At 43.8% G+C, this 15053-nt stretch carries 14 protein-coding genes; 10 read left to right on the top strand and 4 right to left on the bottom strand.

The features are described 5' to 3' along the window. The first annotated feature begins 65 nt into the window (after positions 1–65). Both soxR and ACT3TH_RS11040 read left to right on the top strand, forming a co-directional pair. On the top strand, positions 66–515 hold the full coding sequence (gene soxR / locus ACT3TH_RS11045; protein WP_444755878.1) for a redox-sensitive transcriptional activator SoxR: 450 nt from the start codon (positions 66–68) through the stop codon (positions 513–515). A gap of 217 nt (positions 516–732) precedes the next feature. Then, positions 733–1185 carry a GNAT family N-acetyltransferase gene (locus ACT3TH_RS11040; RefSeq protein WP_444755877.1) on the top strand — a complete coding sequence of 151 codons (453 nt, stop codon included), beginning with the start codon at positions 733–735 and terminating at the stop codon, positions 1183–1185. Between the two features lie 140 nt (positions 1186–1325). Here the strand turns inward: ACT3TH_RS11040 and guaA are convergent, their stop codons facing one another. After that, positions 1326–2936, bottom strand: coding sequence for a glutamine-hydrolyzing GMP synthase (guaA, locus tag ACT3TH_RS11035; protein WP_444755876.1), 1611 nt, complete (start codon positions 2934–2936; stop codon positions 1326–1328). A gap of 689 nt (positions 2937–3625) precedes the next feature. On the opposite strand from guaA, the gene ACT3TH_RS11030 reads away from it, so the two are divergent. After that, positions 3626–5440: a YadA-like family protein gene (locus tag ACT3TH_RS11030; protein ID WP_444755875.1), complete on the top strand. Its 1815-nt coding sequence runs from the start codon at positions 3626–3628 to the stop codon at positions 5438–5440. A gap of 157 nt (positions 5441–5597) precedes the next feature. After that, complete coding sequence (locus ACT3TH_RS11025; RefSeq protein ID WP_444755874.1) at positions 5598–6446, top strand: hypothetical protein; 849 nt, start codon at positions 5598–5600, stop codon at positions 6444–6446. Between the two features lie 276 nt (positions 6447–6722). On the opposite strand, the gene ACT3TH_RS11020 is transcribed toward ACT3TH_RS11025, so the two are convergent. Then, positions 6723–7889 (bottom strand): MalY/PatB family protein, encoded by a 1167-nt coding sequence (locus tag ACT3TH_RS11020; RefSeq protein WP_444755873.1) that lies wholly within the window; start codon positions 7887–7889, stop codon positions 6723–6725. An 84-nt stretch (positions 7890–7973) separates the two neighbouring features. Here ACT3TH_RS11020 and ACT3TH_RS11015 point away from each other — a divergent pair, with 84 nt between their 5' ends. The 5 genes from ACT3TH_RS11015 to ACT3TH_RS10995 all read left to right on the top strand — a co-directional run bounded on the left by ACT3TH_RS11015 (position 7974) and on the right by ACT3TH_RS10995 (position 12249). Further along, entirely contained in the window at positions 7974–8732 is a 759-nt protein-coding gene (locus tag ACT3TH_RS11015) for a class I SAM-dependent methyltransferase (RefSeq protein ID WP_444755872.1), read from the top strand. Positions 8733–8827: 95 nt separating this feature from the next. Beyond that, positions 8828–9325, top strand: coding sequence for a cupin domain-containing protein (locus tag ACT3TH_RS11010; protein ID WP_444755871.1), 498 nt, complete (start codon positions 8828–8830; stop codon positions 9323–9325). Positions 9326–9527: 202 nt separating this feature from the next. After that, a complete protein-coding gene (locus ACT3TH_RS11005) occupies positions 9528–10313 on the top strand; it encodes a hypothetical protein (RefSeq protein WP_444755870.1) in 786 nt (261 codons plus the stop codon). 122 nt (positions 10314–10435) lie between these two features. Then, positions 10436–11563: a hypothetical protein gene (locus ACT3TH_RS11000; protein WP_444755869.1), complete on the top strand. Its 1128-nt coding sequence runs from the start codon at positions 10436–10438 to the stop codon at positions 11561–11563. Positions 11564–11622: 59 nt separating this feature from the next. Beyond that, on the top strand, positions 11623–12249 hold the full coding sequence (locus tag ACT3TH_RS10995; RefSeq protein WP_444755868.1) for a hypothetical protein: 627 nt from the start codon (positions 11623–11625) through the stop codon (positions 12247–12249). A 226-nt stretch (positions 12250–12475) separates the two neighbouring features. On the opposite strand, the gene ACT3TH_RS10990 is transcribed toward ACT3TH_RS10995, so the two are convergent. Beyond that, positions 12476–13135, bottom strand: a complete 660-nt coding sequence (locus ACT3TH_RS10990; RefSeq protein ID WP_444755867.1) for a hypothetical protein — start codon at positions 13133–13135, stop codon at positions 12476–12478. A gap of 85 nt (positions 13136–13220) precedes the next feature. Continuing rightward, on the bottom strand, positions 13221–14036 hold the full coding sequence (locus ACT3TH_RS10985; RefSeq protein WP_444755866.1) for a crotonase/enoyl-CoA hydratase family protein: 816 nt from the start codon (positions 14034–14036) through the stop codon (positions 13221–13223). 258 nt (positions 14037–14294) lie between these two features. Between ACT3TH_RS10985 and ACT3TH_RS10980 the strand changes: the two genes are divergently transcribed. Further along, positions 14295–15023: a LysE family translocator gene (locus ACT3TH_RS10980; protein ID WP_444755865.1), complete on the top strand. Its 729-nt coding sequence runs from the start codon at positions 14295–14297 to the stop codon at positions 15021–15023. The last annotated feature ends 30 nt before the right edge of the window (positions 15024–15053 follow it).

Genomic DNA, 15053 nt, shown 5'->3' with positions numbered 1-15053 from the left:
GGCTTGAGTTCCTGTTGATTTGCCGCTATTCTGCTACCTAAACCTAAGTTGAGGTCAAGCAAAAAATGAAAAAAAAGTTGATACCCGAATGGATATCGGTCGGTGTACTCAGTGAAAGAACAGGCGTATCGGTGTCTGCGCTACATTTTTATGAGAGAAAAGGGCTGATAAAAAGCCAAAGAAATACCTCAAACCACAGACAATACCCAAAACAGGTGATTCGCATCGTCTCTATAATCCAAGTGGCGCAGCGGACAGGGTTTTCACTCGAGGAGATTTTATTAGAGCTACAAGTGCTGCCCAACCATACCCGCATCACGCTTGAAGATTGGGAAGCACTTGGCATCAGATGGCAAGATGAGCTTGATCGCAAGATTGCGCAGTTGACTGAATTAAAAAACATGATGACCGATTGCATTGGCTACGGCTGCCTATCGCTTGAGCGCTGTAAGTTACTAAATCCTTACGATGAATTGGGTAAAAAAGGCGCAGGCCCACGTTTGATGACGCTATAAGAAATACCGCCATTTAATGAAGCTTTAACAACGATAATGACGCAGCTCTATTTAGATAGCACACACTAGGCTCGATACTTTTGACAACATCGACGAAAAAATGGCTTTACTCAACCCGAGAACCTCATCTAATTGAATAATGATTAATTACCCAATCAGCCAACCCTGCTACAGTAGCAATATTCTTCATAATTATTAATAGTCAGACGGAAACACCATGATAACTTGGCAGCTCAAATCTTTTGTTGAATTAACGACAATCCAGTTGTATGAACTCTTGAAACTCAGAGTTGATGTGTTTGTGGTTGAACAAAAATGTCCTTATCCTGAATTGGATGGTAAAGATCATCAAAAAGACGTTTATCACTTGTTAGGATATAAAGGTGACAAGTTTGTCGCCTGTACCCGCCTATTACCGAAAGGCGTGAGTTATCCATCAGTCAGTATTGGCCGAGTGGCGATTTCAGTAGATCATCGAGGTGGCGGCATTGGTCATCGACTGTTAGAGGAATCATTGAAAACCTGTGAATCTTTGTGGCCTAACGAATCTATTGAGATTGGTGCTCAAGAGTATTTAGCAGCATTTTACGAGCGCCATGGATTTGTCAGAACTTCAGATATGTATTTAGAAGATGACATTCCGCATATTGATATGATTTTGGAAAAATAACTGTTCTTACCTTTATATTGAGCGTTGAGGTATTTCTTTTTGTCATCAACTTCTCATCATTAGTAACTTTCCCAGATATAAAAAAAGCCCACATTCACGTGGGCTCTTTTATTCACAACAAGCAAGATCTTACAAGATAATTATTCCCACTCAATCGTCGCAGGCGGCTTGCTCGACACATCATACGTCACGCGTGAGACGTCTTTAATCTCATTCATGATGCGGTTTGATACGGTTTCGATCAGCTCATAAGGCAGATGAGCAAAGCGTGCCGTCATAAAGTCAACAGTCTCAACCGCCCGTAACGCAATCACCCACGCATAGCGGCGACCATCACCGACCACACCAACCGATTTAATCGGCTGAAATACAGCAAACGCTTGCGCCGTTTTTTCATACCAGCCTGAACGCTCAAGCTCTTGCATGAAGATAGCATCCGCCAAACGCAGGATATCGGCGTATTCTTTTTTGACTTCGCCAAGGATACGCACGCCCAAACCCGGACCTGGGAACGGATGACGATAGATCATTTTTTCTGGTAGTCCTAAGGTGATACCCAATTTGCGTACTTCGTCCTTAAACAAATCACGTAGTGGTTCCACCAACTCAAACGCCAAGTCGTCTGGCAAGCCGCCCACATTATGATGGCTCTTGATGACGTGCGCTTTGCCTTGATGCGACTTCGCTGATTCGATCACGTCAGGATAGATCGTACCTTGCGCCAAGAACTCAACGACTTTGCCATCGCTTTGCTCGCTCACTTCGCGCGCACTATTGGCAAATACGTCGATAAAGGTTTTGCCAATGATTTTGCGTTTTTTCTCTGGGTCCGACTCACCGGCCAGCGCATCCAAGAATAAATCTTCGGCATCGACGCGGATGACTTTAACACCCATGTTTTCGGCAAACACTTGCATGACCTGATCGCCTTCATGCAGACGTAAGAGACCATTATCAACGAATACACAAGTCAGCTGATCGCCAATGGCTTTGTGCAAAATTGCTGCGACCACTGAGCTATCAACGCCGCCTGACAGACCGAGTAATACTTGCTTGTCACCGATTTGCTCTTTTAACTGAGCCACACGCATATCGATGATGTTGTCTGGAGTCCACTCACCAGCACATTCGCATATCTGATGAACGAAACGACTGAGTAACGCCTGACCTTGCAAAGTATGCGTCACTTCAGGGTGGAATTGTAGACCATAATATTGCTTATCATCATTGGCCATAATCGCAATCGGACAGCTTGGCGTACTGGCAACGATGTCAAAACCTTCTGGCGCTTCAATCACTTTATCGCCATGACTCATCCACACATTGAGCTTGGCTGACTGTCCATCTGTGCGGCTGTCTTCGATGCCTTCGGTCAAATGCGAATGACCTGTCACCTCAATAGTCGCTGCGCCAAACTCATGAATGTCGCTGGCATGCACTTGTCCACCAAAACGATCCGCCATCGCTTGCATACCGTAGCAGATGCCCAATACTGGCACGCCCAAGTCAAACACGGCGTCATTGATACGTGGACTGTTTTCTGCATGTACGCTTTCAGGGCCACCCGATAAGATAACGCCTTTTGCGCCAAAATCGATGATGCGCTGGCTGTCGATATCATAAGGGAACATCTCACAAAACACACCAGAGTCGCGCACACGGCGGGCGATTAGCTGGCTATATTGTGAGCCAAAATCGAGGATTAAGATGCGGTCTTCTTTGATTGCAGGAGTAGCAGCGGCAGTGGTCATAAATTGATGTCCGTCAATAGAGAAATTGGTGCCCTATTTTAACAAGTTTAAGCACCATCAGGGTTACTTCATCAGCAAAATTTCGTTATTCGGCTTTTTTCCTAAATAAAGTTGTTAAGTAGCGCTTATCAGACTCATTTCATCCACTTTATACACTCATAATTTATTGCCCATAGGTTACTACTCATTTTTTGTAGCATGTGAGATATTTATTTAAATTTGGTTTTTTATGAGTCTTTTAAGCTGACAGTTACCGCTCTGCTAATATTCTAATTTTATCTCGGGTTGAAATTTTTACTTACAAATTAATATATTCTATTCCCTGATTTGACGGTGTTTTGTTAAAAATAATGGGTGATTAATAGTCGAATCTTGTTATATAACCGTGTACAGTAATGAAGTGAATATAGATTCTAGCAACTGCGGATGGTGCGGCAACTTTGACACAAAACCATCCCATGATACCAGTTGCTTACGTTTTGATATTTCACATTGGGTTGGCTTTTTAATCGCAGGACAGCGTTTAGGCCAGTCCAATACAGCTCCTTTAGTTACGTGACCAACTCTGCCAGACGGTCGTTAGGTTATTCACAGTCGAAGTGTCTTGAGACCAAGCGCACTAAGACCTCTGTTACATCCAACCAAACCAGCTACGAAGCCACTAACGCTTTTAAAAAGGATAAGAAACAATGAAAATGGAATTATTACCGCGTACAGTACTAAAGATCAGTACCCTCTCCCTTGCAATCGCCGCCGCTTCTTTCACTACTTCCACCGTCATGGCCGCTGAATGCCAACTCAGTGATGGCACTAATGGAGGCGCAACCAGTAATGGCGCCACTGCGCTTGCTTGTGGCAATGCAGCTGTCGCTGGCGGAGCTAACGATACTGTAGCCATCGGTAATGCTGCCATTGCAACTGGCGACTCTACAACTGCGGTCGGCGGTGAAGCGTTCACTGGAACTGTCGCTGCGGGCACTAACTTAAACGCAGGCTCTCTTACTTCTACTGGTGGTACGCCAGGTGCTACTGCCATTGGTTGGCGCGCAACAGCGACCGCAGAAAGAGCTACGGCAGTCGGTCATTTGGCCAGTGCTTCTGGCATTCGATCTACCGCAGTTGGTGAAGATGCTTTTGCTGGCGGGGCCAACGATACGGTGGCTGTCGGTAACAAAACTCAGGCCAATGGCAACTCTACAACAGCCATTGGCGGCGAAGCCTTCACTGGAACGGTAGCAGCAGGCACTGACTTAAACGCAGGCGGTCTTACTTCTACAGGCGAAACGGCAGGAGCTACGGCTATCGGTTGGCGTGCAACGGCTACCGCCGAGCGTGCTCAAGCATTCGGTCATTTAGCCAGTGCTTCTGGCGTTCGCTCGACCGCAGTCGGTGAAGACGCTAATGCCAGCTCAAACAATGCCATTGCTATCGGCAATCAATCAGTAGCCTCAGGTTTGGATGCCGTTGCAATAGGCGGAGATAGAAGTGGTATACGTCAAACCACTGCTTCTGGTACATCTTCAACAGCTATTGGCGCTCAAGCGCAAGCTACTCAGGCAGGCGCGACCGCCATTGGTTGGCAATCAACGGCAAGCGGTGTTCGTGCTCAAGCCTTTGGTCATCTGGCATCAGCAACTGGCGAGCGCTCAACCGCAGTCGGTGAAGCCGCAGTTGCTCAAGGCGAGCGTTCAGTTTCTCTCGGTAATGAAGCTGTCGCTGGCGGCACCAACGATACCGTTGCCATCGGTAACCTAGCCAATGCAGGTCTAAATTCAGCCACGGCTGTTGGTGGTCAAGCAAACGCGGCTGGTCTTGGCTCAACCTCTATCGGCTGGCAATCAGCTGCCACGGCTGAACGCGCTCAAGCATTCGGTCATTTAGCCAAAGCCACTGGCGAGCGCTCAACCGCAGTCGGCGAAGCTGCTACCGCACAAGGCGCAGGCTCTGTAGCGCTAGGCAATAAATCCACTGCCAGCGGTACAAACAGTATCGCTATCGGTAATGGCGCAAGTGCGGCAGGTGACAATCAAATCGCTTTGGGTAACGCAGGCCAGCTCCAAGCCAGTACAGGCTCACAGACAGGTGGCACCAATATAGTGACTACTGATGCAAACGGTACTTTGGGCACCAGCGTTGCCGTGGACTCACTGGCTACTAGAGTTCAACTGGCAAACACTGACGCTCAAGTTGCGAATTTTGGCGCAGCGACAGCCAATAACACCAGACAAATTGATGATTTGCGCAGCCAATACAATCGTCAAGAAGACCGTTTAGATGAAGCAGAAGATGGTATCGCGATGGCACTATCGATGGAAACCCCTGTTATCCCTTCAGGCAAGAGATACGCGATGGGATTTGGCACGGGTTATTACAATAGCAGCACTGCTGTGAGCGCTTCTTTTGCTGGACGAGCAAGTGACAATGTGACGATTTCAGCTGGCGCGGGCTATGGTACTGATACTGGTAAAGTAGGCGCGCGCGGCGGGGTGACTTTTTCTTGGTAAGCCGATTATAACTATCTACTGAACTGATAAGTAGGTATGAGTAAACCCCAATAGCTAAGAATGACTTTTATCAAACTAACAATAAAGCCCTTAGCGTCCAACAAAGCCCTTAGCGCTCAACAAAACCCTTAGCGCTTTTTATAAAAGGATCAACATTATGCAAATGGATTTTTCACCGCGTTTAGCACTAAAGATCAGTACGCTTGCACTTGCCATGGCTACCGCTTCTTTTGGTACTACCGCTGTAATAGCGGCTGAATGTCAACTCAATGACGCAAATGCTAAGACTATCTCAGGTGCGACTAGCAATGTCAAAATCGCCCTCGCTTGCGGCAATCAAGCAAGCGCTGGCGGCACCAATGATACGGTTGCGGTCGGTAACCAAGCCAAAGCGGGTATGAATTCCGCCACAGCTGTTGGTGGTCAAGCCAATGCAGCCGGTCTAGGCTCAACGTCTATCGGCTGGCAATCAAAAGCAACCGCTGAACGCGCGCAAGCGTTTGGTCACTTGGCCGATGCCAGTGGCGTACGAGCGACCGCAGTCGGTGAAGCCGCAATGGCTGGCGGAACCAACGATACGGTTGCTGTCGGTAATAAAGCCAATGCTGGCCTTAACTCTGCCACTGCCGTTGGTGGTCAAGCCAATGCAGCGGGCCTAGGCTCAACCTCTATCGGTTGGCAATCAGAAGCCACGGCTGAACGCGCACAAGCATTTGGTCATTTAGCCAAAGCTACTGGCGTACGTGCAACCGCAGTCGGTGAAGCGGCCGCTGCAAAAGGCGAATCTTCTATTGCAATTGGTAATATTGCAGCTGCGGGTGGTTTGAACAGCATTGCTATCGGTAATGGAGTCACAGCTGCCAATAAAAACCAGATCGTCTTAGGTAATGCAGGCCAAGTTAAATCTAGTACAGCGTCACAATCAGGAACAGTCAGCATAGTGACTATTGATGAAAACGGCACTTTAGGTACGATGCTTGTTGATTATTACAAGTCAGCTAAGTAAGCCGATTACAACTATCGACTTAACCTATCTGTCTATAAAGACAAGGCACAGTAGATAGTAGATACTTTAGTTAAGATAAATAAAAAACCCTGCCATGGCAGGGTTTTTTGTAGTTGATACTTCATAAAATCGATACGCAATATCATAATGCATGACTGGTACAAATTTTTATGGCTTGCTATGCCTACGTTGACAGAGACGACAAAAAATCTCTCCCTTTCACGCTGCCTCTTTTTTATAGTACCTGTTTTTTATAGTACCTGACTATAGCTAAATCTATGAGTGCTTCGAGTCATGACTCAAAGCTTTATGAATACGATTTAACCCTTCTGTCAGTAACGCTTTGGGACATGCCACATTAAGGCGCATTTTAAGATGCCCTTCCTTACCATAGTTGATACCCGCATTAAGCTCAACCTTAGCGGCTCTTAGCGTGTCATAAAGCCATTGATCGTCCTGCGCATACGCTGAACAATCCAGCCAAATCAAATACGAGGCTTCTGGTCGCATAACCTTGATATCAGGTAAGTGCTCCTCTAAAAAGCGCACGGTAAAATCAATATTGGCTTCAATATAAGCAAGCGCCTGCGCCAACCAGGCATCGCCTTGCTCGTAAGCACTGCGCATCGCGGTATAAGCAAATAAATTCAACTCGTACTCATCGTTTAAGTGCTGCTGCTGGCTGATTTTCTTAATCAATTCGTCATCTTTGGCAAATATCATCGAGCCTTTAATACCAGCGATGTTAAAGGTTTTGGTCATCGAAGTCAGGCTGACCACCTTGTGCTCATAGCCTGCTGCTAACGTTAAAAAAGGCGTAAATGTGTGACCGCTCGAAGTCAAATCTTGGTGAATCTCATCGCTGACAATCGCCACATTGTGTTTTTTGCAAATCGCAAGAAACGCTTCCAGCTCTTCGGTTGTCCATACGCGCCCGCCCGGATTGTGCGGATTACAGAGCAGATAAAGTTTTACGTTATGCTGGGTAATCTTGGCTTCGATATCAGCCAAATCCAGACGATACTTCCCCTCGACTTCTTTTAGTGCTGAGGTCACAAGCGTGCGACCATTTTGCTCAACCTTACTCATAAACGGCGCATAGATAGGATCATTGATCAGTACCGCGTCCCCTACCTCGGTAAAGATGTTCATCATTAGCGCCAAACTCGGTACAACCCCTGGAGAAAACAAAATGTTCTTTTTATTAAGTGCCAAGTCATAACGACTACCATGCCAGCCAATGGTCGCGTCATATAGTGCCTCAGTGGGTTTGGTATAACCCAATATGCCATGCTGTACCACTTGTTCAATCGCTTCTAAGATCGGCGGCGCGGCCTTAAAGTCCATATCTGCCACCCATAGCGGAATCGTGTCATCGCTATAGTGCCATTTGACCGATCCTGTACCCACTCTGTCGACGACCTCATCAAAGTTGTATTGCACTCGCCTTCTCCTCAATTAAAAATAATGTTTTAGGGTATATCTTAGACTATCATAAGGATACAAAATCAAATAATGGATGACAGCATGAAAGATTTAGACTTCAAGGATCATTTTTCCAAAGGTTCTGAAAATTATGCTGCCTACCGTCCTTCATACCCTACTGATTTAGTGGATGAGCTTGCTGATTTATGTCCAACTCAAAGCCGTGTTCTAGACTGTGGTTGCGGTACAGGACAGCTTTCTGTGCTCTTAGCCAAAAGGTTTGCAGAAGTGATCGCCACCGATGCCAGCTCTGCGCAAATCGCCAAAGCCAAACAAAAAGACAATGTAATCTATCGAACAGCGCTGGCTGAACAAAGTGGCTTGGCTGATGCATCCGTTGATTTGATCACCGTCGCTCAAGCCGCCCATTGGCTAGACTTAGATAAATTCTATAAAGAAGTGGCGCGCGTTGCTAAGCCTAATGGCATTTTGGCTTTGATTACCTACGGTGTTTTACACGTAGAGGGCGCAGTGGATACCCTCGTGCAAGAGTTCTATTACCAAACCATTGCACCCTATTGGCCTGCAGAACGACGGCATGTAGAGGACGGTTATCAAAGCTTACCTTTCCCATTTACAGAGATCAAAGTACCTGCTGTCACTATGCAAGAATTCTGGAATTTAGATGAACTCATGGGGTATTTTAATACGTGGTCAGCCGTCAAAGAAGCCAAAAAGGTACTGGGCTTTAATCCAGTGGATCAGCTTCGAATCACGTTATTGCCTGAATGGGGAAATCCTGACAGCAAGAAAAAAGTCTCTTGGCCTTTGTCCATTCGGGCTGGAGAAGTAAAACGCTAATCGCTTTCATTCATGATCGCGTCCTTCTCGTCTTTTAAAACCTAATACTATTGGCTCATAGTGGTGTACACTCAAAATATCAATCACGGAGACAGATGATGACCCTACCTGACCAAAAGCCGCAGACGGATACGCACGCTTACGTCCTAACGAAATCCGATATAGACAATACCCCCGAAACCAAACACGTCCATCAGTTCAATGAGCAAGCCATTCGCCATACCGTCTCGTTAAGTGACATTGTCGGTCTCACAAAATGCGGCCTGCACCTCGTGCGGGTTGAGGCAGGCGATGAGACGACGACGCATCACTATCATGAAGAGTCAGATGAGTTCATCTATATGCTGTCAGGCGAGTTGTCGCTGCGCTATGGCGATGAGCAGTATCAATTGCGCGCTGGTGACTTTGTGGGATTCCCTGCGCATGGCGCGCCGCACTCCATGCGCAATGATAGCGATGCCGATGCCACCTATCTAATGGGCGGCAGCCGGCCTGATATTGACATTACCCTGTATCCAGAGATTAAGCGCAAGATGTATAACATCCATGGCAAAAAAGAGTATGTGGATTTTGAGGATTTGGGTGAGGTTTGAGGTGTGTAATGGTAGAAAGTAGCCAATCCTGCCATCCGCTATTATCTGCTTATCTAGGCTTAGCGCATCTATTGTAAGGACAAAAAATTGTATTTTTAGCTCAATTCATATCAGCTATTTAGTTTAACATTTATCTAATTGGATAATGTACTATAAGTTAAGAAATGATCAATATCATACATATTAATTGAAAGGAAAAGATATGGATGTCGTAGGTGCCCGTTGGTGGAAATTTGATATTCATACTCATACTCCTGCTTCCTTCGATTATGGAAAAGGCGATAAAACTTTAAAAGACATCTCACCTAAAGATTGGTTAATAGGTTTCATAGAACACGGAATAGAATGTGTAGCAGTAACTGACCACAATAGTGGTAGTTGGATAGATTTGTTAAAACAAGCTGCTAGTGAACTAAGAGATGAAGGTAAGATAATACATGTATTTCCTGGTGTAGAAATTACTGCTAATTCAAATATTCATGTACTCGGAATATTTGATCCATCCTGTACATCATCAGATATAGAAGCAGTTATTACTCATTCAAGGTTCAAAGGTACAAGAGGAGATAGTGACGCGGTTGCAGAGTTAAGCGCAGAACAGATTATCAAAGTGATAAAGAGTGAAGGAGGTATTGCGATACCTGCACATATCGATTTAAAATCTGGCATCTGTACTCAAGATTCTTCTCACACAATAAAACAAATATGTGAAGTAGCTCAAGCAGTTGAAATCATTTTTCCTGATCAAGAGCGAGAAGAAGCTCCTTTATCTAGATATAGAAATACGAACATAGTTCTACCATCCGTTATAGGTTCAGATGCTCATCATCCGAACAGTATAAACCGAGCTTTTACTTGGTTCAAAATGTCAACTCCTTCTATAGAAGGTTTGAGGCTCGCTTTGATAAATCATCAATCATACGTTCAGATTCTGAAAACCAAAATCCTAATCAAACTTCAAACACTAGGCTTCAATCAATCACTATAAGTAATACAAAGTACGCTGGTCGTTCTACTCCTTTAACCATATCTTTTAGCCCATGGCTCAATACTTTGATCGGTGGTAGAGGAAGTGGCAAATCTTCAGTATTAGAGTTTATAAGATTAGGTATGGATAGAGCTCGTGATATTCAAAACTTAAATCCTAACAATGAAGTTCGCAGAACCTTTGAAAACTTTATAAAGGTTTGCAATACAAAAGGTTCAGATGGTGTGTTATTAGAAGACACTCATATTGTATGCCTATATCATAAAGATTCAGCACTGTATTCACTTGAGTGGAGTCAGGTTGATCCCAAAGTAGAAATCAAAAAGAAGGTAGAAGATAACTGGATTGTAGAAGATGGAGATGCTCACTCTCGTTTTCCAGTAAAAATATTTAGTCAAAAACAGGTCTATGATTTTGCAAAAAATCCTAATGCTCTTCTCAACTTAATAGACCAGTCTTCAAGTGTACAATATAAAGAATGGAACATGCGATGGGGAGATGAAATCAGTCGTTATTACTCATTATGCGCACAAAAGAGAGAACTAGAACTTCAAATATCTCATAAGCCAACTCTAGTAGGTCAGCTGGCAGATATCGAGCAAAAAATATCTGTTCTAGAAAACTCTTCACATCAAGAAGTATTAACCAAATATCAGAACTACGCAAATAAAAGTAGGATTATTTCAGAATATCAAAGTAGTATTGTAAATTTTTCTAATCTATTTACTAATTTAATCGATGAGCAATCGCCTAAACTAAACCTGAGTGAGTTTAAACCTGTATTAGAAAGCGAAGTTGAAATAGCCAGTCACTTGGAGCTTCTTTCAGAACAGTTAGAAACTTTCAAACAAGATATGCTAAATAACATTTACACCTTAGAAAGTCAGCTCGAAGCTTTCGACAAAAGCTATAGTCAAAGTAACTTCATATCTGAAAAATCAGCAGCTGTAGCTGCTCAGACAAACCTTAGTCAAACCTTTATAAGTCAAGGTATAGAAAGTTCTAATCAATACGAAAGCTTAATAGATACCAAGTTGTCTTTAGAAAAAAGTATCGACTCATTGAATAAAGTTGAAAAAAGAATTCAAGAAGTAAATGATCAGATTCAAAATTCGTACCAATCAATCATCGATATAAGAATTGAACTGACAGAAAACAGAATAGAATTTCTAAATAGGTATATAAATGGCAACGATGCAATCCAAATTCAGATACTCCCACTGTGTGATAGGTATCATTTAGAGATATAATCGGTAAAACTGATAACACTTTTGTTTCAGACATATATGACTCTGATAAAGAGTCAGGAATGCTTTACGAATTGAATAAAGAGTTAGAAGCTGTAGGTAAAATGAACACCTCTAGTATTGAAGATATATTTGCAATTTTGGATGCACTCAAAATGTCTCTTACAACAGATTCTTTAGATGAAGCATCTAACTTAAGGTTAAGTAAGCGTTTCAAGGACTTACTGAATAATCTAAATCCGTCTACTAAAGACTCAATTCAAACTTGGTTTCCAGAAGATAATCTTACAATAAAGTTCCATGATGGAAGAAGGTTTAAAGATGTAGCTCATGGGTCTGCTGGTCAGAAAGCTTCTGCTATACTTTCATTTCTTTTATCATATGGATCAGAGCCTCTGATTCTAGATCAGCCTGAGGATGACCTTGATAATGGTTTGATCTCAAGCCTGATTGTTTCGAAACTTCATGAGTCGAAGAAAGAAAGGCAGATAATCATTGTAACGCACAATCCTAATATAGTAGTTAATGGAGACTCTGAATACGTTGTTGCACTTGAGGAGAGAGGACAGATTAATATAAATGCATCTGGAGCTCTACAAGAAGTAAATGTTAGAGAAAATGTTTGCGAAATAATGGAGGGTGGTAAGATAGCATTGCAAAAACGGTATAACCGTATGTTCAGCATTTGATTATTTTATTAGATAACTACTTAACAAGCTCAGATAAATTAAGTAGTTATCTATACATTGCAAAAAAATTATCAATTACTAAAGTATAATCTCATATTTAACGCCCCCTAAACTCAGCTTTTCTTCTTTCAACCTTGCAGCGAGTACAATCTCAACTTACACCTCAAAATCTTGAACCCCTAACAGCCAAACAAAATCGCTTACCCAATCTATTATCGAAACAAGACTATTTCGTACTCTTTGCGTTCATCTGATCGACAATCGCTTCTAATTCATAATAATTAGATAAGACTTTTACCTTATTTACTTTCCTTAATTTGATCGCTAACTCAATGCTATCAAAGCGATTGTCATCAAACACCGCGTTATATATCTGCTGCAATATTCTCTTTTGGATAGCGAGGAACTCCTCCTGATAAGGCATGGCTTTTAACTTATGAATCGAAAAGAACAGCAGCGCCAAAGGCACTAGCATTACGTACTTATCCACACCATCTTGTAATGGTAGCAGCGGGATACAAACCATCAGCACGACAGGCAACACCCAAAGGATAAAGCGCCATTTTTTTTCATAAAAACGGATCTGTTTTCTGACGGCAATATACTCTTTCAGCTCTACAAAGTTCCGTTTTTTTGCGATATTGATATAAAAGTAATCTTCTCGTATGCCATGTTTAAAGACTTGCCGTAAGCCAACATATTTTAGCCTATCAATGTTGAAGCGCTCTTCCATAAAATCAAAAGGTATCCAGCGCAGTAATTTTTCACGCAAAACATCTGACATGCCACCTTCTTTATTAATGGACTTCAGAAACATGACCACTGACAAGCTGAGCATAAAAGTCAAAAACAGCAAAAATAATAGTAAATAAAAATGATCAGTCATAAGTGGTCGTTAGCCCTTGTGGCTCTGTTAGCATAGTTATAAAATCTTAGAATCTGAGCTTCATATATCACAAACGATGATCGCGTTACTTTCCTTTAAACTCAGCTTCCCTTCTCTCCACCATTGCCATCGCACCCTCACGCGCATCTTCTGAATAAAACAGATCTGGCAGATAGCTATGAATATTGGCCAGTGCCGCGCCGACGCCACTACGGCTGACATCTTGTGCTGACGACAGTAGGCCTTGTACACCTAGTGGCGCTGCTTGACAGATTTCTTTGGCAATCGTGAGCGCACGCTCGTATTCGGTGCCATTTTCGACCACTTCACTGACCAGATTGAGCCGATCCGCCGTCTGTGCATCAAATGCTTTGCCTGTGAGCAGATACGGCATGGCTTTTTGCCAGCCTGCTGCCGCGACAAATCGGACGGTTGCGCCGCCGAACGGCATGATACCGCGCAGTACTTCCATTTGTGCAAAGTTGCAGTTGTCACTTGCGATGACCACGTCACTGTTGAGCATCAGCTCAATACCAGCGGTAAAGCACGTGCCTTGTACCGCGACGACGACAGGTTTGCAGCGCAATTGACCACTGATGCCCCACGGATCGATTTGACCGTCATCAAACTCAAACGCGCCTTTGTCCCACTTGTCTTGTAGCTCCATTAAATCCAGACCGGCGGTGAAGTGCTCGCCATGCGCGAAGATGAGCGCACAGCGTAGATGATCGTCGTTTTCGTAGTCAGTGAGGGCGTCAGACAATTGGCCAATCATATGGCTGTCGAACGCATTGCGCTTGTCCGCGCGATTGAGTCCGATTAGGCAAATATGCCCTTGTATGTCATAAGTGATGCGATTGTCAGTGCGTTGGTCAGGGCGTTGATTGTGGTCTTTAGTCATGACTTGATCCTTGTCGAAACCAGTGTTGTTGAGCAGGGGGTATCGTCCGTTATGACGAACATAGTTTTAATACTGCCCTTTAATATAGACACCCTCGCGTGAGAACACAAGCAGTAAAGCTGCGATGTAAAAAGCATATTTTCGATAAAATCGCACCTTATTATCAGTTGACCTTACCCATGAGAAGTGCAACTATCATTGAGTCTTTATGGCGTCGATTTATTTTTTGGCAGAGTGGTATAAAGGGATAACGGTCTTATGGAATTTTGGCACGGCTTTTTGCTTATCACGGGCGTTCATTTGCTGGCAGCTGCCTCACCCGGCCCTGATTTTGTTTTGGTATCGCAGCAAACCTTATCAAAAGGTCGACGCACTGGCCTGATTTGTAGTCTCGGTATTACGTTTGGTTTGGGCATACACATCATCTATTCTGTATTGGGACTGGCGACTATCATCGCTCATTCGCAGCCGCTACTGACTGCTATTAAATGGTTGGGCGGTGGTTATCTGATTTATCTAGGGTGGCAAGGCATTCAAGCCAAACCCAAAAAGCCTATAGACTTAACAAATCCAATAGAGTCAGTAGCGAAAACAGAATCGACCACAAAGGTTTCACAAAAAACGCTTACCGACCAGACAATACCTGCTCGCAAAGACATAGCAATCAACGTAGCGTCCGACAAAACTGACTCGGCAGTTGCCATTCTACGCCGTGGCTTCTTTTGTAATGTGTTTAACCCAAAAGCGCCCGTGTATTTCGTCGCAATATTTACCTTAGTATTGTCACCCAATATACCAATCTGGCAATTGGCCATTTATGGTGTGTGGATGATGGTGTTGCAGATGGCATGGTTTAGCACGGTGGTCATGTTGCTCTCTATCCCTGCCATCCATCGCCGCTTTCAACGTTTTGAGCATTGGATAGACCGTGTATTAGGGTCAGCGATGATTGTGTTAGGATTAAATCTTATTTTACGCAGTCGATAAGCCGCTAGTCACTCGTGAAATCTGCTAAAC

The organism is Psychrobacter sp. AOP22-C1-C5 (assembly GCF_052378885.1).
Taxonomy (GTDB): Bacteria; Pseudomonadota; Gammaproteobacteria; order Pseudomonadales; family Moraxellaceae; genus Psychrobacter.
The sequence above is the reverse complement of the archived record's forward strand: the minus strand, read 5'-3'. Positions and strand labels throughout refer to the sequence as shown.

Coding starts and splice junctions, on each gene's coding strand:
- soxR (WP_444755878.1), top strand. CDS start 66: ATGAAAAAAAAGTTGATACCCGAATGGATATCGGTCGGTGTACTCAGT.
- ACT3TH_RS11040 (WP_444755877.1), top strand. CDS start 733: ATGATAACTTGGCAGCTCAAATCTTTTGTTGAATTAACGACAATCCAG.
- guaA (WP_444755876.1), bottom strand. CDS start 2,936: ATGACCACTGCCGCTGCTACTCCTGCAATCAAAGAAGACCGCATCTTA.
- ACT3TH_RS11030 (WP_444755875.1), top strand. CDS start 3,626: ATGAAAATGGAATTATTACCGCGTACAGTACTAAAGATCAGTACCCTC.
- ACT3TH_RS11025 (WP_444755874.1), top strand. CDS start 5,598: ATGCAAATGGATTTTTCACCGCGTTTAGCACTAAAGATCAGTACGCTT.
- ACT3TH_RS11015 (WP_444755872.1), top strand. CDS start 7,974: ATGAAAGATTTAGACTTCAAGGATCATTTTTCCAAAGGTTCTGAAAAT.
- ACT3TH_RS11010 (WP_444755871.1), top strand. CDS start 8,828: ATGATGACCCTACCTGACCAAAAGCCGCAGACGGATACGCACGCTTAC.
- ACT3TH_RS11005 (WP_444755870.1), top strand. CDS start 9,528: ATGGATGTCGTAGGTGCCCGTTGGTGGAAATTTGATATTCATACTCAT.
- ACT3TH_RS11000 (WP_444755869.1), top strand. CDS start 10,436: ATGGATAGAGCTCGTGATATTCAAAACTTAAATCCTAACAATGAAGTT.
- ACT3TH_RS10995 (WP_444755868.1), top strand. CDS start 11,623: ATGCTTTACGAATTGAATAAAGAGTTAGAAGCTGTAGGTAAAATGAAC.
- ACT3TH_RS10990 (WP_444755867.1), bottom strand. CDS start 13,135: ATGACTGATCATTTTTATTTACTATTATTTTTGCTGTTTTTGACTTTT.
- ACT3TH_RS10985 (WP_444755866.1), bottom strand. CDS start 14,036: ATGACTAAAGACCACAATCAACGCCCTGACCAACGCACTGACAATCGC.
- ACT3TH_RS10980 (WP_444755865.1), top strand. CDS start 14,295: ATGGAATTTTGGCACGGCTTTTTGCTTATCACGGGCGTTCATTTGCTG.